Raw genomic sequence first — 18257 nt, 5'->3', positions numbered from 1 at the left:
GATTTGCGGAACACCGCGTTGACGTGGCGCAACGTCCTGGGCTGTCGTTGCGATAGAAGGCCGTGATGACGAACGCAAAGCAGCCTGCCCCCGCGACCTGGCGCGACGTCCCCACCACTGTGCTGATGCTCGGGCTGGTGTCGTTGCTGATGGACATCTCCTCCGAGCTGATCCACGCGCTGTTGCCGGCGTTTCTGGTCACGACGATGGGCGCCAGCACGGTGATCGTCGGACTGATCGAGGGCGTCGCGGAGGCGACCGCTGCCATCACCAAAGTCTTCTCGGGCGCGCTGTCGGACTGGATCGGCAAGCGCAAGCTGCTGGTTGGGCTCGGCTACGGACTTGCCGCCGCGACCAAACCCGTGTTCCCGCTGGCCAGCACAGCCTGGCAGGTGCTGGCGGCACGAATCGTCGACCGCATCGGCAAGGGCATCCGCGAGGCTCCCCGCGACGCGCTGATCGCCGACGTCACTCCCGCAACGATCCGGGGAGCGAGCTATGGACTACGCCAGGCGCTGGATACGACCGGTGCCGTTGCCGGTCCCCTGATCGCGGTCGCCCTGATGGCGCTTTATACCGACGACTTCCGCGCCGTGTTCTGGTGGTCGGCGGTGCCGGCTGCACTCGCGGTGCTGTTGATCGTCGCCGGCGTTCGGGAGCCCAGCATGAGCGTCGAACAGCCGCATCGCCGGTCGCCGATCCGCCGCGAGGAGCTGCGACGGCTGTCGCACCTCTACTGGATCGTGGTCGCCACCGGCGCCGTATTCGCGCTGGCCCGCTTCAGCGAGGCATTCCTGGTGCTGAAGGCGCAGGCCGACGGCCTGCCCCTCGCGATGATCCCGCTCGTCTATGTGCTGATGAACCTGATCTACGCCGCGGTCGCGATGCCGGTCGGCGTGCTCTCCGACCGAATCGGGCGGAGCAACCTGCTGATCTGCGGACTGGTCGTACTCACCGGGGCGGACCTCACATTGGCGTTCGCGCCCGGCCTGACCGGCACTGCCGCAGGCGTCGCACTTTGGGGCCTCTATCTCGGATTGACACAAGGCTTGCTCTCGGCGCTGGTCGCCGACACTGCGCCGCTCGATCTGCGGGGCACCGCCTTCGGGATCTTCAATCTGGTCACGGGCGGCGCGCTGCTGGTTGCAAGCCTGCTGGCGGGATGGCTCTGGCACGCCTTCGGTCCACAGGCGACGTTTGCCGCAGGTGCGGCATTCTCGGCGGCAACGATCGTGATCATGCTCACCGCGCTGAAACCCGGCATCGGCCGGCACGCCTGAGCGCGGTACGGATCAACCGCAGCCCGCCAGGAGTTCCTGCCGGATTGATGCCCCCTTGAATTTACCCGATCCACGTGGTCTCACACCAGTCGAAGCGCCTTCGTCACGACGCAACAGCCCAGAGCCCAGATGGCCCGCAGATTTCACGCTCCCTATCTGTCGGAGCCCGTCTCCAGCCTGGCGACCTGGACCCGCAATCTCGCGGTGTTCTCGGTGGTGGCTGTGTTCGTCTCGATCCTCATTGTCCGCTTCGACTTCCTCGAGATGAAGCCGGCGCTCGCGACCTTCTTCGGTGCACTGGGGCTTGCGGTGCTCTCGATCCTGGTCGGGCTCGCCGCGTTCGTGGCCATCTGGCAGAACGGCAGCCGCGGCATGGGACGCATCCTGCTCGCCTTCCTGATCGACGCGGCCGTGCTCGCCTATCCCGCCTACCTCACTCTGCAATACCGCAAGCTGCCGAAGATCTACGACATCACCACCGACCCGATCGATCCCCCGCGCTTCGAGGCGCTCGCGCCTCTGCGCAGTGGTGACGGCACCAACACCGCGGTCTATGCCGGGCTCTATGCGGCCGAGCAGCAGCAGAAGGCCTATCCCGATATCGAGCCGGTGCAGCTCGAACTGTCGCCTGAGCGCGCCTACGCGATCGTGCTGAAGCTGGTCACCCGCCGCAAATGGTTCATCGTCGACGAGCGGGCGCCGCAGCCGCCGCGCCGAATCGGGCGGATCGAGGCGATCGCGCGCACCCCGATCATGGGCTTCCGTGAAGACATCTCCATTCGCGTGCAACCCGACGGCGAAGATGCCCGGATCGATATCCGCTCGGCCTCACGCTATTTCGATTCCGACCTCGGCAGCAACGCAGCGCGGGTGACGAAATTCATCGAGGATCTCAACACGGCCGGCGACGCCGAGGCGCAGAAGCCGGTCAAGAAGGTGATCCCGCCGCCGCCTGCCAAGCTGCCGGCGAAGACGGTGAAGAAGTGACGAGCTAATCGTTCGCCAACCGATACGTCCCGCCAATCACCGGATCGCCTTCCGTGGCAACCACGCCGCGAGCGACGAGGTCCTCCAGATGCGCGAGCACTGAATAGCCGGCCGCGGTCGTCAGCCGCGGATCGATGCCGATATAGCTGGCGCGCACGATGCTCGGAATGTCGGCCTCGCTCTTGCCGAGTCGATGCAGGATCGAGGCCTCACGGGCCTGGCGATGCCGGATCAGGAACCGGACGTAGCGCGGAGCCTCGGGAATTTCGGGGCCATGACCTGAGAAATAAAGTTCCTCCGGCCGCGCCGCGAGCCGCTCCAGCGAGGCCATGTAGTCGACCATGGAACCATCCGGCGGCGCGACGATCGAGGTCGACCAGCCCATCACGTGATCGCCGACGAAGCTCGCACCTCGCTCAGGCCAGGCAAAAGCGAGATGATTGGCAGTGTGGCCGGGCGTGGCAACGGCCTCCAGCCGCCAGCCGTCACCTTCGATGACGTCGCCCTGGGCAACCCGTACATCCGGATCGAAGTCGCGGTCGGCGCCGGATTCCGGGCTGTGCTTCTCGCTCTCATAGCGCGGCCGCGAGGCCCGGTGCGGCCCTTCGGCATAAACCGTTGCACCGGTCGCAGCCTTCAGCCGGCCGGTGTTCGGCGAGTGGTCGCGATGGGTGTGGGTGACGAGGATGTGCGTGACGGTCTCGCCGCGCACGGCATTCAGCAGCGCCGCCGCATGGGCCTCGTTGTCGGGACCGGGATCGATGATCGCGACCTTGCCCTTGCCCACGATGTAACTGACCGTGCCGGTGAAGGTGAACGGGCTCGGATTGTTGCAGAGGACGCGGCGGATGCCGGGACGAACCTCTTCCACCACCCCTGGCTGGAGCGGGAAATTACGGTTGAATGGGACGTCGTCCTCGGCCATTGCAGCACCTTCTTACGCGAGGGGCAAACGGGCGCTCCGCTCTCGGCTCGTCATATCCCGCGAAAGCGGGATATCCCGTACGCCGCGGCGTGCATGAGACTCGATATGCCGGTGTTTACTGGATCGCCCGATCAAGCCGGGCGATGACAGCAAGAGCAACGGAGCGATAGCGACAACCTACCCGAATGCCTGGATGCCGGTGATGGCGCGGCCCAGGATCAGCGCGTGCACGTCATGCGTGCCCTCGTAGGTGTTCACCGTCTCGAGGTTCGCGGTGTGGCGCATCACGTGATATTCGATCTGGATGCCGTTGCCGCCGTGCATGTCGCGCGACATGCGCGCGATGTCCAGCGCCTTGCCGCAATTGTTGCGCTTGACGATCGAGATCATCTCCGGGGCCATCTTGCCCTCGTCCATCAGCCGGCCGACGCGGAGCGAGGCCTGCAGGCCGAGCGCGATCTCGGTCTCCATGTCCGCGAGCTTCTTCTGCACGAGCTGGGTGGCGGCGAGCGGCCGGCCGAACTGCTTGCGATCGAGCGTGTATTGCCGGGCGCGGTGCATGCAGTCCTCGGCCGCACCGAGCACGCCCCAGGAGATGCCGTAGCGGGCGCGGTTCAAACAGCCGAACGGCCCCTTCAGTCCGGAGACGTTCGGCAGCAGCGCGCTCTCCGGCACCACCACGCCGTCCATCACGATCTCGCCGGTGATCGAGGCCCGCAAGCTGAGCTTGCCGCCGATCTTCGGCGCCGACAGCCCCTTCATGCCCTTCTCGAGAATGAAGCCGCGGATCTGGTTGTCATGGGCGGCCGACTTGGCCCAGACCACGAAGACGTCGGCGATCGGCGCGTTCGAGATCCACATCTTGCTGCCGGTCAGCCGGTAGCCGTCCGAAACCTTCTCGGCGCGGGTCTTCATGCCACCGGGATCGGAGCCCGCATCCGGCTCCGTCAGGCCGAAACAGCCGACCCATTCGCCGCTCGCGAGCTTCGGCAGATATGTCTTGCGCTGGTTTTCGTCGCCATAGGCGTAGATCGGGTACATCACCAGCGAGGACTGCACCGAGTTCATCGAGCGGTAGCCGGAATCGACCCGTTCAATCTCGCGCGCGACCAGGCCGTAAGCGACGTAGCTCGCATTGGCGCAGCCATATTCCTCCGGGAGCGTAATGCCGATCAGCCCCAGTTCTCCCATCTCGTTGAAGATCTCGCGATCGGTCTTCTCCTCGAGATAGGCCTTGGTCACGCGCGGCAACAGCTTGTCCTGCGCATAAGCGCGCGCGGTGTCGCGCACCATGCGCTCGTCTTCGGTGAGCTGATCGTCCAGCATGAACGGATCATCCCATTGGAAGCCGGCCTGGGACGGCTTGTCCTTCGCCTGGGGGCGCACGCTCATGAAAAATCCTTTCGCGTCATGACTGCGTATCTTGGCAGTTAATCTTGGCAGTTATGGAGGTTAAATCGTCGGGTTTCAGCCTTCAAGGCGTTCGTTGGCGACGATCTCGATGCCAAATCCGGACAAGCCTTTGTAGTCGTGCACCGACGAGGTGAGGTTCCGGATCGAGGTGATGCCGAGATCGCGCAGGATCTGTGCACCGACGCCGACCTCGCGCCACTGGCGATGACGATCCGCCTCCGCCGTTTGCATCTCGCCGACCGGCTCGACGGGCACGCCGGCCGCTCCGTCGCGCAAATACACCAGCACGCCGCGCCCGGCCTTCTTGAAGTGCTGCAGCACCTCCTGGACCCGCTGCGGACCGGTGATGAGATCCTTGACGATGTTCGGCTTGTGCAGCCGGGTCAGCACGTTCCTGCCGTCGCCGATCCCGTTATACACGAAGGCTGCGTGCATGATCGGGTCGAATGGCGAGCGATAGGCATAGCCCTGCAAGGGCCCGATCGGGCTGTCGGTGGTGAAGGTCGAGACCCGCTCGATCAGCTTCTCGCGCGCCTGCCGATAGGCAATCAGATCGGCGATGGTGACGTGCTTGAGCTTGTGGGCGGCGGCAAAGCGGACGACCTGCTCGCCCTTCATCACGGTGCCGTCGTCATTCATCAACTCGGAGATGACGCCGACCGGCGGCAGCCCTGCGAGCTTGCAGAGATCGACGGCCGCCTCGGTATGGCCCGAGCGCAGCAGCACGCCGCCATCACGCGCGATCAAGGGAAAGATGTGCCCGGGACGCGCGAAGTCATTGGCGCCCGCGTTCGGATTGGCCAACGCGCGGCAGCAGGAGGCGCGCTCTTCGGCCGAGATGCCGGTACCGCCGTCCGGCTTGTAGTCGATCGAGACGGTAAAGGCGGTTGTGTGCGCGGAATCATTGTACGCCACCATCGGGTCGAGCCGCAGCCGCCGCGCCTCTTCGGTGGTGATCGGGGCGCAGACGATGCCGGAGGTGTGGCGGATGATGAACGCCATCTTCTCCGACGTGCAGAACGACGCCGCGACGATCAGATCCCCCTCGCCCTCGCGATCATCGTCGTCAGTCACGACCACGAGCTCGCCCCTGGCGAACGCCTGCAAAACTTCCTGGATTGAATCGGCCATCACAGATCTCACTTGGTTCCCGGTGCTTTAGCCGGGTTCGCCGGGGGGCGCCAGAGGCCTGTTGGCAGGGCTTCCGCCATGCGAAACGCGCGCATCGACGTCCATGTCGGGACAATCTTCGCGGAGTTGTTTAGGATCGGCGGCAAACAAGAACAAGGGAGGCGCCGCACATGGCCTTATTCGATTTTTCTCCCCTGCTGCCCGCCGGCCTGCCGGCACCTGCGGCACGCTGGAACGGCCTTGCAAAATACAGCTTTGTCGGCGGCAACAACGATCCGGATGGCGTCCCGGTCGAGGATTTCCGCGCAGCGGCGGACGCCGTTCTCGTACGCGAGGGCCGCGGGCTTGCCACCTACGGGCTCGGGCACGGCCCCCAGGGATATCGGCCCCTGCGCGCCTTCCTTGCCGAGAAGCTCCGGCGGGACGCTGCGATCTCCTGCAGCGCCGACGACATCATGATGGTTTCGGGCTCACTGCAGGCGCTCGATCTCATCAACCAGGCGCTGCTTGCACGCGGAGATACCGTGATCGTCGAGCGGGACAATTATCAAGGCACATTGACCCGGCTCGCCAGGCTCGGCGTCGAGGCGGTGGGGATCCCGCTCGATCAGCACGGCATGCGGATGGACGCGCTGGCAGCGGCGCTCGCCGGGCTCAAGGCCCGCAGTATCCGGCCGAAATATATCTATACCATTCCGACCGTTCAGAACCCGACCGGCACCGTCATGCCGGAGAGCCGGCGGCTCGAGCTGCTGCGCCTGTCAGAACAACATGGTGTCCCGATCTTCGAGGACGACTGCTACGCCGATCTCACCTGGGACGGCCAGCGGCCGCGCGCGATCCACGCGCTCGCCGAGCATGGTGGCGTCATTCATATCGGCTCGTTCTCGAAATCCGTCGCTCCGGCGCTGCGGGTCGGCTTCGTGGTCGCACCCTGGCAGCTCATGTCGATCATGCTGGCCTTGAAGACCGACGCCGGCTCGGGCGCGCTGGAGCAGATGCTGCTCGCGGAATACTGCACGGCGCATTTCGACAGCCACGTGCCAGGGCTCGTCCGTGGCCTGCGCGCCAAGCTGGAAACCCTGATGGACGCGCTGAACGCAGAATTCGGCACGGCGGCCGAATTCGCAGCGCCGCACGGCGGCATCTTCCTCTGGGTCAAGCTGCCGGACCAGGTCGATGCCATGAGGCTCGCCCAAGCGGCCCTGAAGGCAGGCGTCGCGATCAATCCGGGACCGGAATGGTCGACCGATCCGGTTCATGCCGGAAGCCGGCTGCGGCTGTGCTTTGCCAGCCCCTCGCACCAGGAGATCCGCGACGGCGTGGCCATTCTTGCCGAGGTCTGCCGCCAGGAGTTCGGCGTGCCAATCCGATCAGCAAATATGGATAAGACGCGCCTCTAGAGGCGATCAACAGCGCTTGCAGCAATGCGTCCGACCGAAGTCGGATCCGGGAACGGAGGCGGAGGCATTGCACTGTTGGCGTGGCACGTTACGTTGGCTCTCGTCGCTCACCTCACTACGAAGCAGATTGCCCGTGTTGCATCCCCGACCGCTCTCCGCCGCAGTGTTGCTGATCTGTTTCGCGCCGCCCGTCGCGGCGGAAACTGCGGTCGAGGTCGCGCGCGATTGGGGGCTGCTCGGGACCTGGGCGGTCGATTGCGCAAAGCCGCCCAGACAAGGTCAAGGCAGTACGATTTCTTACGAAGCCACATCGGAGGGACACCTGATCTACCGGCGGGATCTCGACTCCTCCGACAACAACGAGGTTACGGGCGCCCGGATCGAACCCGATCACACGCTGGTGCTGTCGATCACGATGCCGCGCTATCGGCAGACGCGCGAGAACGGCGTCACGAAGGAGGCCGACGGCAGCATCCGCTCCATCTTCAATCGCAGTACTGACGGCAGCTACACGATCCGCGACGGCCGCTTCGTTGCCAATGGCAAGCCCACGCCGTCCTTGCGCAAGTGCGAGTAGGCGCCGCACCAAGTCGCGCCGGCTTCCGTCAGCTAAAGCAATACCGCACTCGGCCTGAACAAGCGTTCAGGAATTTGCTGTTAGTTCCAGCGGAACGTTTCCTCCACACGCGAAGTTTATCGTCCACCAAAGCTTGAGGAGGAGGACGACATGAAAAAGCTTGGCTTGGCTCTTGCCGCTCTGGGCGCGATGGTGATCGCGCTGCCGTCACTTGCCAGCGCGGAGACCGTGGTCATCAAGCGCGGTCATCGTCATCACTGGGACGGCGCGCGTGCCGAATACCGCGTGCACCGCGAGTGGCATCGGCCGTTCTACCACCACCACGACCGCACCGTGGTCATCAGGCACCGCCACGGCTACTGATCGCGAGCGCCGAAACCAGAATGGCCCCTTGCAGGGGCCATTCTCTTGCGCGCAAACCCTCGGACTTATTCTATTCAGTCCCACTCCGGCGCGAAGCCAGGATTCACGAAGCGCTGATCCTTGGGCAGCGCGGCGATGGTCTTGCGATCCTCATCGTCCAGTTGAAGCTTGAGGGCGTCGAGATTGGCTGTTTGGCTCTCCTTGCGCGCAGCCTTCGGAATCGCGGCTACCCCCTTCTGATCCAACAGCCATTTCAGCGCAACCTGAGCCGCACCTGCATTGTGTTTCCTGCCGATCGCGATCAGGGTCTCGTTCGACGCGGCGCGGCCCTGCGCCAGCGGGCAATAGGCGACCAAGGGGATCGAGCGCTCGGCCATGTAGCGCATGACCTTACTCTGATCGAGCATCACGTGATACTCGATCTGATTGCAGGCGATCGGAGCCTTGACCTGCTCGACCGCCTGCTTGAGCAGCGCGACGGTAAAATTGGCGACGCCGATGGCGCGGGTGCGTCCCTGCTCCTTCAGTGACATCAGCGTCTCGAGCGCGGCCGGAAGATCCATGCCGGGGGCCGGCCAGTGGATGAGATAGAGGTCGACGAAATCGAGGCGCAGCTTCTTCAGGCTGGTGTCGAACGCACGGCGGATCGAATCCGGTGCGAGGTTCTCCGGCCAGACCTTGGTGGTGACGTGCAATTCCTGGCGGGGCACCCCCGCCGCAGCCAGCGCAGCCCCGACCGCATCCTCATTGGCGTACATCTCGGCGGTGTCGATATGGCGGTAGCCGAGCGCGAGCGCGCTCTCGACCGCCTCGCGGCACACGGTGCCCTGCATGCGGTAGGTGCCGAGCCCAAGCCGCGGCAGGCGGATGCCCTGAGTTTCAATGCTGTCCATGGAGGCCCTCGGGAAGCGCAGCGCCGAACGTGCAAAGCGCAAGCGATGACGACTGGCTGGATAATCAACGTGTTGGCGGGTGCAGATCAATCTGCCTGCGAGCGGATTGAGAGATCAAGCGCTCGTGCAGCAGATAGCAATCAAGATGATGCGAGGGGGTTCCAATCGGCATCACGGAGCCACTTCCAGGGGATGCGCCCTCACCTCCAGTTGCAGATGGCGCCGTTGCCGGGCCTGCACGGCCAAGTCTGGATCCGGGTGTCCATCGCTTCTGCATCAAATGGGTTGCCGCGACGGTGGGCAAGCCGGGCGCGAGCCGCACCGCGCGGCCGCGTTACCGCCGGCTCGGCCGAGGCACGGCGTGAGGCGGCAAGCGACTTGTCATGGGACTTGTCGTGGGATTTGGCTACGTGAATCCGCCGCGTGGCAATCGCGCGCGGCACATCGGCCTTGGTGTCGGGCTGTGCCGCGACTACCGTGTGATCACCCTTGGCCTCGATCGGAACCGGCTCGAAATGCGCCTCGGGGCCGAGCGGCGTCGGCGACAGCACCGCCTTCGAGAGTTCGAGCTGCAAGAAATCGTCCGGGCGGTACTCGCCCGCCAACGCCGCCGTCCCGGCGAACAGCGCGACGCCTGCAACAACCGCAAACATTTTCAGGACCATCGCTTCCTCCTGAATACGCGTACCGCAATACGCGCCCCGCCCCGCGAAATCAGATCACCGCAGCAGCCACTCATACGTGCTGATGGGGTCCTGCCGAGCCTGTTGTTCAAGTAACAGCTCAGTCCCCCCGGATGGCCGGCCCCTCTGGACGCCCTCGATCAGTACGGCCCCGCTGCGCAACTCATCTAAGTTGCGCCCCGGCCATTTCCAGACGGCGATTAAAAATCAGGGTTAACCCACGGTCGTCGCGATGCTCACAGGACGTCAGATCGCGCTGCAGAGCGCGATGCGAAGCCGCAAGCTCTCCGCCGCACCAGGCGCGATATGCATGAGACCGGGCTTATCGACGAATTCGCCGTCGAAATCGACCGGGCTGGCACAGCCCCGCCACGGCTCGACACAGAGGAACGGTGCGCCGGATGGTTTCGACCAGATGCCGAGCTCGCGGAAGCCCTCCCAGGCGATGCCGATTGCCGGTTCGCGGTCTCCGGCATAGCGGAGCGAGCGGCTACCGACCCGATCCAGGATGACGGCATCCTCGGCGAACAGGGCTTCCCGCAGCGGCAGCACCCGGCCTTGGACCGGTGAGGGTTGGGGCGCGACACGCGTCAGCCCGCCGGCCAGGCGGCGGATCGGGGCCAACTCATCCTGCGCGAAGATCAGCCGGTAGCTGTCTTTCGGCGCCTCCGGGGAAAGCGGCCAATTGAACGCGGGATGGGCGCCGAACGAGGCCGGCAACACCTCGGCGCCGGGATTTTCGATTGTGACGGCGATGTCGAGGCTAGCGGCCTCGATCCGGTAGCTCACGGCCAGGCGGAAGGCGAATGGATAGCGCGCTCGCGTCGTCTCGCTGTCGGTCAGCAGCAGCGAGCAGGAACTGGCCTCGCGCTCCCGCCAGGCGAAACGAAGATCGCGGGCAAAGCCGTGCTGGGTCATCGGATAGGTCCGGCCCCGGTGATGCAGCTCGTCACCCTTCAGCCGGCCCACGATGGGAAACAGCCAGGGGGCATGACGCGGCCAGGCCGGCCCGGCCTGCCAGAGCAGTTCCAGCCCTTCCGGTGTCTTCAGCGAGCACAGCTCGGCGCCATCGGCCTTGATGCTGGCCGTGAGGCCGCCCGCACTGATGGTCTGAATGTCGTCCGTCATGTCCCTACCCGCACCATGATGACCAGTCTCGGCTGTTGATGCCGGATCGCGCAAATGCCGTCCAGCGGCACCATACGAATTGCCGCGCCGACAGGCGGGCTGCGCCGATTCTTCATGCAGCACGGCCGCTTGCCGGTCACGTTCATTCGTGTACGAATGAACAATCCGGCTTGATGCTGCGCCGCGCCCCGGCGCAGAGTCCGAGACAACCGCTTTCGTGAGGAAAGGAACGTTCGATGGCCCATGACGCGCCGCAAGTCACCGGCCCCAGCAAGCTGGTGATCCGCAATATCGGCTTGATGCTGTCGGGCGCGCTGGAGCGGCCCATTCTGGACGCCGACACCATCGTTGCTGAGAGCGGCAAGATCACCGCGGTCGGCCGCTTCAAGGACGTGGACACCGAAGGCGCCACGACGATCGTCGATGCGCACGGCACCACGGTGGCGCCGGGCCTGATCGACAGCCATGTGCACCCGGTGGCCGGCGATTGGACGCCGCGGCAGAACCAGATCAACTGGATCGATTCCTATCTCCATGGCGGCGTCACGACGATGATCTCGGCGGGCGAAGTGCATATGCCGGGACGGCCGCGCGACGTGGTCGGGCTGAAGGCGATGGCGATCTTTGCGCAGCGCGCGTTCTGGACGCTGCGTCCGGGCGGCGTGAAGGTGCATGCCGGTGCGCCGGTGATCGAATGCGAGATGGTCGAGGACGATTTCAAGGAGCTTGCGGCGGCCGGCGTCAAGCTGCTCGGCGAGGTCGGCCTCGGCGGCGTCAAGGACGGCCCGACCGCGCGCAAGATGGTCGGCTGGGCCCGCAAATACGGCATCCAGAGCACGATCCATACTGGCGGGCCCTCGATCCCGGGCTCGGGCCTGATCGACAAGGACGTCGTGCTGGAGGCCGATACCGACGTGGTCGGCCACATCAACGGCGGACACACTGCCCTCCCCGACGATCAGATCCGCTGCATCTGCGAGGGCTGCAAGCGCGGGCTCGAACTCGTGCATAACGGCAACGAGCGCTCGGCGCTGTACACCCTGCGTACCGCGCGCGAAATGGGCGACCTCGCCCGGATCATCCTCGGCACCGATGCGCCGGCCGGCTCCGGCGTGCAGCCGCTCGGCATCTTGCGCATGATTTCGATGCTGTCCTCGCTGGGCGAGGTGCCGGCGGAGATCGCGTTCTGCTTCGCCACCGGCAACACGGCGCGGATGCGCGCGCTGGATTGCGGGCTGATCGAGGTCGGCCGCTCCGCCGACTTCGTCCTGCTCGATAAGGCACAGCACTCGCCGGCCAAGACGCTGCTCGACAGCGTGCAGCTCGGCGACCTGCCGGGCGTCGGGATGACCATCATCGACGGCATCGTCCGCACCCAGCGCAGCCGCAACACCCCGCCGGCGGAAAAGGTGCCGGAGATCGTGGCGAAGTAGTTCTTCGGCGCCGCGCACCGTCATTCCGGGGCGCGCGCGAACCCGGAAATCCCGATGTGAGCAACGTCATTGCGAGGAGCGTAAGCGACGAAGCAATCCGGATTTCTAACCGGACTCTGGATTGCTTCGCTCGCAATGACGGCGCAACGGACTCAGCGCAACTTGTTCAGCAGCGAAAGCAGCGTCTCGCGCTCCTTGGGGTCGAGCGGCGCCAGTGTTTCCCTGGAGATTGCCAGCGCGAGCGGCGCGGTCTTGTCCGCGAGCTGCTGGCCGGCACGGGTGAGGCTCACCAAAAGTCGCCGGCCGTCCTGCGGATCGCGCGTGGTCTCGGTGAGGCCGCGCGCGGTCAGGCGGTCGATCACGCCCTTGATGGTAGCAACGTCCATCGCGGTCAGCCGCCCGAGCTGGTTCTGCGAGCATGGTCCGGTCTCGGCGAGCTTCGACAGCGCCGCCCATTGCGTAGGCGTCAAATTGGTGCCGATGTCGCGCGCGAAGATCATGGTGTGGCGCTGCCAGACTTGGCGCAGGATGAAGCCGATCTGCTCGTCCAGGACGTACGGCGTGCGGGATGACTTTGCCACAGTCTTAGGTAGAACCTTCGTCGAAGCCTTACCTGGTCGTTTCGGCGCGGCGCTCTTTGCCATTTGATTTCTTACCTCAGATCGACAGATGCGCGTCGCGGATGTCGGGCCGCGCGTCAAGCTCGGCCATGGTGCCGGAGAAGCAGATGCGGCCGCGCTCGATGATATAGGCGCGATCGGAGATCAGCCGCGCAAAATGCAGGTTCTGCTCGGACACGATCATCGAGACCCCGGCCTTCTTCATGGTGAGGATCGCGTCCACCATCTGCTCGACGATCTTGGGCGACAGGCCCTCGGACGGCTCGTCCAGCAGCACCAGCGAAGGATTGCCCATCAACGTGCGGGCGATCGTCAGCATTTGCTGCTCGCCGCCGCTCATGCGCCCGCCCGGACGGTTTTTCATTTCGCCGAGATTGGGAAACAATTGATAGAGCTTCTCGCGGGTCCAATATGGCGCATTCGGCCGCTGCTTCTGGCGGCCGACTTCGAGATTTTCCTCGACCGAGAGGTCGGTGAAGATGCGCCGCTCCTCTGGAACGTAGCCGAGACCTGCGCGCACGATCTCGTGCGTCGGTGCCTTCGAGATATCATTGCCCTCGAAGATGATCTGCCCCTCGCGCAGCTCGACCAGGCCGACGATCGAGCGGAAGGTCGTCGACTTGCCGGCGCCGTTGCGACCGAGCAGCGCCACCACCTCGCCCTCTCCGACCTCAAGCCCGATGTCGAACAGGATATGCGCCGGACCGTAGTGGCTATTCAGATTGGAGACGCCGAGCTTCATGCCGAGGCCCCCTCGCGGTGGCGCGCATCGTAAAGCAGGCCTTCGCCGAGATAGATCGCCTGTACCTCGCGGTTGCCGCGCACCTCCGCCGGCGAGCCTTGCGCAATCAAGGTGCCGCGGTTGAGCACCAGGATGCGATCGGCGTGCTCGAATACGACGTCCATGTCATGCTCGGTAAACAGCACGCCGATCGACTGCTCGCGCGCGATCTTCGCGGTCAGCCGCATCAGCTCGACCCGCTCGCGCGGCGCCATGCCGGCAGTCGGCTCGTCCATCAACAGCAGCTTCGGGTGGTTGGCAAGCGCGATCGCAAGCTCGAGCCGCTTGAGGTCGCCATAGGCGAGTTCGCCGCAGGGCCGTTCCGCATAGCCGGCCATGCCGACGAGATCGAGCAGCCGGTCGGCCTCGCCGCGATCGATCGAAGCCATCGGGCTCCAGAAGTCGAACAAACGATGATGATACGACACCAGCGCGACCTGGATGTTCTCACGCACCGTCATGGTCGGATAGGTCGCGGTGATCTGGAAGGTGCGGCCGACCCCGAGCCGCCACACCTCGCGTGGCTTGCGGCCGGTGGTGTCCTCACCCATCACGCAAATGCGTCCGGAGTCCGGCACGTTCTGCCCATTCAGCATGTCGAAGCAGGTGCTCTTGCCCGCCCCATTCGGGCCGATCAGCGCCAGGATCTCGCCGGCCTGCAGCATGAAGGAGACGCCGCGGACGGCGTGAATGCCGCCATAGGATTTGGTCAGGCCCTCGACCGAGAGCAATGCAACGCCGAGGCTCATTGCGCGCTCTCCATCTTGGCCGCAAGCACCGGTGACTGCGAGGCCGCCCTGCGTCGCCGATAGGCAAGGCTTTCGAACATGCCGACGATGCCCTTCGGGAAGACGACGACGATCAGCACGATGAAGATGCCGAGCACGAGCTTGGACAAGTCGGTCTGGCTGACCAGCCAGATGTTGAGCGCCTTGTAGACGATGGCACCGAAGATCGGGCCGGCCACAGTCTCGACGCCGCCGAGCAGCACCATCACCAGCGCATCGACCGACAATGAGATGCCCATGTTGTCGGGGAAGACGCTGCCCTTGAGATAGGCGAACAGCGCACCGCCAACGCCGGCCGTGGTGCCCGCGACGACGAACGCGGTCCATTGGATCAGCTTGCCGTTGATCCCGATCGCCTCGCTACGCAGCGGCGAGTCGCGCATCGCGCGCAGCGCGTAGCCGAACGGCGAGAAGGTGATCAGCCTGAGCACGCTCACCACCAGCGCAGCGACGCCGAGCGCCAGCCAATAGAAGTGCGACGGCGAGGCAGCCCATTTCTCCGGCCAGAGGCCCAAAATGCCGTTGTCGCCGCCGGTCACGGCCACCCACTGAAATGCGATCGACCAGACGATCTGGGCGAATGCGAGCGTCAGCATCGCGAAATAGACACCCGAGAGCTGCACCGCGAACGCGCCGAACACGATCGCGCCCATCGCTCCGAGCAACGGCCCCAGCAGCAGACACGCGACCATCGGCAATCCCGCCATCTTGGCCAGAAAGGCGACGCCATAGGCGCCGAGCCCGAAATAGGCGGCATGGCCGAACGAAGCGAGCCCGCCGACCGCCATCAAGAAATGCAGGCTGGCGGCAAAGATCACGAAGATCGCGACCTCGGCACCGACCGTCAGCAGGTAGTTGCCGCCGACGAAGGGGAGCAGCGCGAGAAGCGCGAGCGCAGCCAGCGCAACCAGCCGCTCGACCGGGGTCAACGGATGCCAGGGAATGACGGTGAGCCCCGGTGTGCGGCGCGCGGGGGCTTCCTTCTTGCCGAACAGGCCCCAGGGCCGCACCACCAGCACCACCGCCATGACCAGGAACACCAGGATCAGCGAGATGGTCGGGAAAATCAGGATGCCGAAGGCATTGAGCTCGGAGACCAGCACGGCGGCCACGAACGCGCCAATGATGCTGCCGAGCCCGCCGATCACGACGACGACGAACACCTCGACGATGATGCGCAGATCCATCGCGTGATGCACCGCGTCGCGCGGGATCTGCAGCGCGCCGCCAAGCGCCGCGAGAAAGACGCCGACCGCGAACACGCTGGTGAACAGCCATTTCTGATTGACGCCGAGCGCTGCCACCATGTCGCGATCCTGCGTGGCCGCGCGCACCAGGATGCCCCAGCGGGTGCGCTGGAACAAAAGCCAGAGCGCGCCAAGGACGACCGGCCCCAGCACGATCAGGAACAGGTCATAGCTCGGGATATTCTGACCGAAGAAATCGACCGCGCCTTTCAGGCCGGGCGCGCGCCGCCCCAACAGATCGTCCGGTCCCCAGATCAGGACCACGAGGTCCTCGACCATCAAAGTAAGTCCGAACGTCGCCAGCAGCTGGAACAATTCCGGCGCGTGATAAATGCGGCGGAGCAGGATGATCTCGACGACGACGCCGACGGCCGCGACCACCAGCGCGGCCGCGACGATAGCGCCCCAGAAGCCGAGCGCGCCGGACCAATGCTCGGTCAGCGTGAAGGCGACGTAGGCGCCGAGCATATAGAAGGCGCCATGCGCGAAGTTCACGATGCGCGTGACACCGAAGATGATCGACAGTCCCGACGCCACCAGGAACAGCGAGGCCGCGCTGGCAAGGCCGGTCAGGAACTGGACGATGTAGAAGGCCATGAGCGGTCCGCGTCAGGAAATCTTAAAGTCCGGGCCTCATCCTTCGAGACGGCGCTTCGCGCCTCCTCAGGATGAGGATCAACGAAATAGGCTCTCAAACCCTCATGGTGAGGAGCGCGGCGACGCCGCGCGCCTCGAACCATGAGGCCACCGCTTTGCCCGAACGACCGAGCTCGGTCCGCTCACTCCTTCGGCCGGAGCTTCGCGACTTCCGCATCGGGCGGCAGATAGTCCGAGCCCTTGCGATAGGCGGTGTCGACCATAATCCCCTTGCCGTCCTTCACCGCCGTCTTGCCGACGAAGGCGCCCAAGGTGGACTGGTGATCGATCTTGCGGAAGGTGATCTCGCCGAAGGGCGATGGCACCGAGAGCCCTTCGGCCGCAGCCACCAGCTTGTCCGCATCGGTCGAGCCGGCCTTCTTCAGGATCGCCGCCGCCGACTTGATGGTCTCGTAGCCGACGATCGAGCCGAGCCGCGGATAATCGTTGTACTTGGCCTGATACGCCTTCAGGAACGCATCATGTTCCGGCGTCTTGATGCTGTACCAGGGATAGCCGGTGACGATCCAGCCCTCCGGCGTCTCGTCCTTCAGCGGATCGAGATATTCCGGTTCGCCGGTCAGGAAGCTCACCACCTTGCGATCCTTGAACAGGCCGCGGGTGTTGCCCTCGCGGACCAGCTTGACGAGGTCGGCACCGAAGGTGACGTTGAGGATGGCTTCCGGATTGGCCGCAGCCACCGCCTGCACCACCGGACCCGCGTCGATCTTGCCCTGCGGCGGCCACTGCTCGTCCACCCACTGGATGTCAGGGCGCTTCTCCGAGAGCAGCTTCTTGAACACGGCAACCGCCGACTGGCCATATTCGTAGTTCGGCGCAATCGTTGCCCAGCGCTTGGCCGGAAGCTTGGCAGCCTCCTCCACCAGCATGGCCGCCTGCATGTAGTTCGACGGCCGCAGGCGGAACGTGTAGCGGTTGCCCTTCGACCAGGTGATGGCGTCGGTCAAAGGTTCGGCCGCCAGGAAGAACACCTTCTTCTGGTTGGCGAAGTCGCTGACGGCGAGACCGATATTGGAGAGGAAGGTGCCCGCCAGCATCGCGACATTCTCGCTCGACACCAACTCGTTGGCCGCCGTTTGCGCGTCCGCCGGCTTGCCGCTGTCGTCCTTCGAGACGACGACGAGCTTCTTGCCGTTGATGCCGCCGCTAGCATTGATTTCCTCGACGGCGAGCTGCCAGCCCTTGCGATAGGGTTCGGTGAAGGCCGGCAGCAGCGAATAGCTGTTGATCTCGCCGATCTTGATCACGTCCTCGGCAAGGGCCGTCCTGGCCGTGCCGGCCGCGGCGATGGCCAGGCCCGCCGCAAGCAGAAATCTCCGTCGCATCCTTCAGCCTCCAACTGTTAACTTGGAAATTAACGCAACCCGTCGTCACCCTTGATCTCGGCGACCGTGAGACCGCCGACCCGCGGCAACGGACGGCCGCTGTCGGTCACCGCCAATGCGACCATGATCTCGTTGGCACGCGGCGCGTCGTTGATCTGCACTTCCATGCCATCGAAATGACTGCGCACGAAGGCGGCGTCCTTGTGCCCGAGCGGAATATCGAGCGTGCAGCCGACCCCGCCGCGCTTCTTGGACGACGGAATCAGGGCCGCGCCCTTGCCGAGCACCTTGCGCACCGGCGCGCCCATCTTCGGATGCAAGATCGCGGCCGCATGCTCCAACTCGCCGTCGGCACCGACCGCAGCGGCTTTGCCATAGCTATGAGCCGAGGCCCCCTCGATGCCGAGCGCGGCAACCGCCTTTTTCGCCAGCAGTTCGCCGAGTTCCTCACCGATCGCGATCAAGGGCGAAAGATCCTCGACATAACGCCCGGCAAACGGGTTCTCGATGACGGCCACGGCGGCCGCGCGACGGGTCGGCGGCGAAACCGTCTTCCCCATCTCAAGATGGACCTCCTCGACTACGGTGACGATCTTGCGGATGACGGCACTCATCGTTCGCTA

The 18257-nt window shown here is 65.0% G+C and carries 18 protein-coding genes; 6 read left to right on the top strand and 12 right to left on the bottom strand.

Going from position 1 to position 18257, the window contains the following annotated elements; genetic code table 11:
* Positions 1 to 65 precede the first annotated feature (65 nt).
* Positions 66 to 1280 carry an MFS transporter gene (locus QX034_RS22205; RefSeq protein ID WP_315706937.1) on the top strand — a complete coding sequence of 405 codons (1215 nt, stop codon included), beginning with the start codon at positions 66 to 68 and terminating at the stop codon, positions 1278 to 1280.
* Between the two features lie 129 nt (positions 1281 to 1409).
* The gene (locus QX034_RS22200; protein WP_315706936.1) at positions 1410 to 2267 is read left to right on the top strand and encodes a DUF1499 domain-containing protein; all 858 of its coding nucleotides are present in this window, start codon (positions 1410 to 1412) and stop codon (positions 2265 to 2267) included.
* Positions 2268 to 2271: 4 nt separating this feature from the next.
* Here the strand turns inward: QX034_RS22200 and QX034_RS22195 are convergent, their stop codons facing one another.
* From QX034_RS22195 to ribB, 3 genes are all read right to left on the bottom strand, one after another.
* Entirely contained in the window at positions 2272 to 3192 is a 921-nt protein-coding gene (locus QX034_RS22195) for an MBL fold metallo-hydrolase (protein WP_315728368.1), read from the bottom strand.
* Between the two features lie 177 nt (positions 3193 to 3369).
* The gene (locus QX034_RS22190) at positions 3370 to 4584 is read right to left on the bottom strand and encodes an acyl-CoA dehydrogenase (RefSeq protein WP_315706934.1); all 1215 of its coding nucleotides are present in this window, start codon (positions 4582 to 4584) and stop codon (positions 3370 to 3372) included.
* 75 nt (positions 4585 to 4659) lie between these two features.
* Positions 4660 to 5736: a 3,4-dihydroxy-2-butanone-4-phosphate synthase gene (gene ribB / locus QX034_RS22185; protein WP_315706933.1), complete on the bottom strand. Its 1077-nt coding sequence runs from the start codon at positions 5734 to 5736 to the stop codon at positions 4660 to 4662.
* Positions 5737 to 5906: 170 nt separating this feature from the next.
* Between ribB and QX034_RS22180 the strand changes: the two genes are divergently transcribed.
* From QX034_RS22180 to QX034_RS22170, 3 genes are all read left to right on the top strand, one after another.
* Positions 5907 to 7139 carry a PLP-dependent aminotransferase family protein gene (locus QX034_RS22180; RefSeq protein WP_315728370.1) on the top strand — a complete coding sequence of 411 codons (1233 nt, stop codon included), beginning with the start codon at positions 5907 to 5909 and terminating at the stop codon, positions 7137 to 7139.
* A gap of 133 nt (positions 7140 to 7272) precedes the next feature.
* Complete coding sequence (locus QX034_RS22175) at positions 7273 to 7716, top strand: hypothetical protein (protein ID WP_315765090.1); 444 nt, start codon at positions 7273 to 7275, stop codon at positions 7714 to 7716.
* A gap of 150 nt (positions 7717 to 7866) precedes the next feature.
* On the top strand, positions 7867 to 8079 hold the full coding sequence (locus QX034_RS22170) for a hypothetical protein (RefSeq protein ID WP_315706930.1): 213 nt from the start codon (positions 7867 to 7869) through the stop codon (positions 8077 to 8079).
* A 74-nt stretch (positions 8080 to 8153) separates the two neighbouring features.
* Here the strand turns inward: QX034_RS22170 and QX034_RS22165 are convergent, their stop codons facing one another.
* The 3 genes from QX034_RS22165 to QX034_RS22155 all read right to left on the bottom strand — a co-directional run bounded on the left by QX034_RS22165 (position 8154) and on the right by QX034_RS22155 (position 10783).
* Positions 8154 to 8972 (bottom strand): aldo/keto reductase, encoded by an 819-nt coding sequence (locus QX034_RS22165; RefSeq protein ID WP_315706929.1) that lies wholly within the window; start codon positions 8970 to 8972, stop codon positions 8154 to 8156.
* Positions 8973 to 9172: 200 nt separating this feature from the next.
* Positions 9173 to 9637 carry a hypothetical protein gene (locus QX034_RS22160; RefSeq protein ID WP_315706928.1) on the bottom strand — a complete coding sequence of 155 codons (465 nt, stop codon included), beginning with the start codon at positions 9635 to 9637 and terminating at the stop codon, positions 9173 to 9175.
* Positions 9638 to 9901: 264 nt separating this feature from the next.
* A complete protein-coding gene (locus QX034_RS22155; protein WP_315766819.1) occupies positions 9902 to 10783 on the bottom strand; it encodes an aldose 1-epimerase family protein in 882 nt (293 codons plus the stop codon).
* 236 nt (positions 10784 to 11019) lie between these two features.
* Here QX034_RS22155 and QX034_RS22150 point away from each other — a divergent pair, with 236 nt between their 5' ends.
* The gene (locus QX034_RS22150) at positions 11020 to 12216 is read left to right on the top strand and encodes an amidohydrolase family protein (protein ID WP_315741649.1); all 1197 of its coding nucleotides are present in this window, start codon (positions 11020 to 11022) and stop codon (positions 12214 to 12216) included.
* Between the two features lie 152 nt (positions 12217 to 12368).
* On the opposite strand, the gene QX034_RS22145 is transcribed toward QX034_RS22150, so the two are convergent.
* The 6 genes from QX034_RS22145 to QX034_RS22120 all read right to left on the bottom strand — a co-directional run bounded on the left by QX034_RS22145 (position 12369) and on the right by QX034_RS22120 (position 18248).
* Entirely contained in the window at positions 12369 to 12860 is a 492-nt protein-coding gene (locus QX034_RS22145) for a MarR family winged helix-turn-helix transcriptional regulator (protein WP_315706925.1), read from the bottom strand.
* 13 nt (positions 12861 to 12873) lie between these two features.
* On the bottom strand, positions 12874 to 13578 hold the full coding sequence (locus QX034_RS22140; RefSeq protein ID WP_315706924.1) for an ABC transporter ATP-binding protein: 705 nt from the start codon (positions 13576 to 13578) through the stop codon (positions 12874 to 12876).
* Positions 13575 to 14366, bottom strand: coding sequence for an ABC transporter ATP-binding protein (locus QX034_RS22135; protein WP_315706923.1), 792 nt, complete (start codon positions 14364 to 14366; stop codon positions 13575 to 13577). Before QX034_RS22135 ends, QX034_RS22140 begins: the two co-directional genes overlap by 4 nt.
* Positions 14363 to 16249: an ABC transporter permease gene (locus QX034_RS22130; protein ID WP_316195790.1), complete on the bottom strand. Its 1887-nt coding sequence runs from the start codon at positions 16247 to 16249 to the stop codon at positions 14363 to 14365. The genes QX034_RS22135 and QX034_RS22130 overlap by 4 nt, the downstream gene beginning before the upstream one ends.
* 182 nt (positions 16250 to 16431) lie before the next feature.
* Entirely contained in the window at positions 16432 to 17634 is a 1203-nt protein-coding gene (locus QX034_RS22125) for an ABC transporter substrate-binding protein (RefSeq protein ID WP_315706921.1), read from the bottom strand.
* Between the two features lie 29 nt (positions 17635 to 17663).
* Positions 17664 to 18248, bottom strand: a complete 585-nt coding sequence (locus QX034_RS22120) for an amino acid synthesis family protein (RefSeq protein WP_315706920.1) — start codon at positions 18246 to 18248, stop codon at positions 17664 to 17666.
* Positions 18249 to 18257 lie beyond the last annotated feature (9 nt).

Source organism: Bradyrhizobium sp. SZCCHNR3119 (genome assembly GCF_032487775.1).
In the GTDB taxonomy this organism is placed as follows: Bacteria; Pseudomonadota; Alphaproteobacteria; order Rhizobiales; family Xanthobacteraceae; genus Bradyrhizobium.
The sequence above is the reverse complement of the archived record's forward strand: the minus strand, read 5'-3'. Positions and strand labels throughout refer to the sequence as shown.

Coding starts and splice junctions, on each gene's coding strand:
- QX034_RS22150 (WP_315741649.1), top strand. CDS start 11,020: ATGGCCCATGACGCGCCGCAAGTCACCGGCCCCAGCAAGCTGGTGATC.
- ribB (WP_315706933.1), bottom strand. CDS start 5,736: ATGGCCGATTCAATCCAGGAAGTTTTGCAGGCGTTCGCCAGGGGCGAG.
- QX034_RS22135 (WP_315706923.1), bottom strand. CDS start 14,366: ATGAGCCTCGGCGTTGCATTGCTCTCGGTCGAGGGCCTGACCAAATCC.
- QX034_RS22160 (WP_315706928.1), bottom strand. CDS start 9,637: ATGGTCCTGAAAATGTTTGCGGTTGTTGCAGGCGTCGCGCTGTTCGCC.
- QX034_RS22180 (WP_315728370.1), top strand. CDS start 5,907: ATGGCCTTATTCGATTTTTCTCCCCTGCTGCCCGCCGGCCTGCCGGCA.
- QX034_RS22205 (WP_315706937.1), top strand. CDS start 66: ATGACGAACGCAAAGCAGCCTGCCCCCGCGACCTGGCGCGACGTCCCC.
- QX034_RS22165 (WP_315706929.1), bottom strand. CDS start 8,972: ATGGACAGCATTGAAACTCAGGGCATCCGCCTGCCGCGGCTTGGGCTC.
- QX034_RS22195 (WP_315728368.1), bottom strand. CDS start 3,192: ATGGCCGAGGACGACGTCCCATTCAACCGTAATTTCCCGCTCCAGCCA.
- QX034_RS22145 (WP_315706925.1), bottom strand. CDS start 12,860: ATGGCAAAGAGCGCCGCGCCGAAACGACCAGGTAAGGCTTCGACGAAG.
- QX034_RS22155 (WP_315766819.1), bottom strand. CDS start 10,783: ATGACGGACGACATTCAGACCATCAGTGCGGGCGGCCTCACGGCCAGC.
- QX034_RS22190 (WP_315706934.1), bottom strand. CDS start 4,584: ATGAGCGTGCGCCCCCAGGCGAAGGACAAGCCGTCCCAGGCCGGCTTC.
- QX034_RS22140 (WP_315706924.1), bottom strand. CDS start 13,578: ATGAAGCTCGGCGTCTCCAATCTGAATAGCCACTACGGTCCGGCGCAT.
- QX034_RS22130 (WP_316195790.1), bottom strand. CDS start 16,249: ATGGCCTTCTACATCGTCCAGTTCCTGACCGGCCTTGCCAGCGCGGCC.
- QX034_RS22170 (WP_315706930.1), top strand. CDS start 7,867: ATGAAAAAGCTTGGCTTGGCTCTTGCCGCTCTGGGCGCGATGGTGATC.
- QX034_RS22120 (WP_315706920.1), bottom strand. CDS start 18,248: ATGAGTGCCGTCATCCGCAAGATCGTCACCGTAGTCGAGGAGGTCCAT.
- QX034_RS22200 (WP_315706936.1), top strand. CDS start 1,410: ATGGCCCGCAGATTTCACGCTCCCTATCTGTCGGAGCCCGTCTCCAGC.
- QX034_RS22125 (WP_315706921.1), bottom strand. CDS start 17,634: ATGCGACGGAGATTTCTGCTTGCGGCGGGCCTGGCCATCGCCGCGGCC.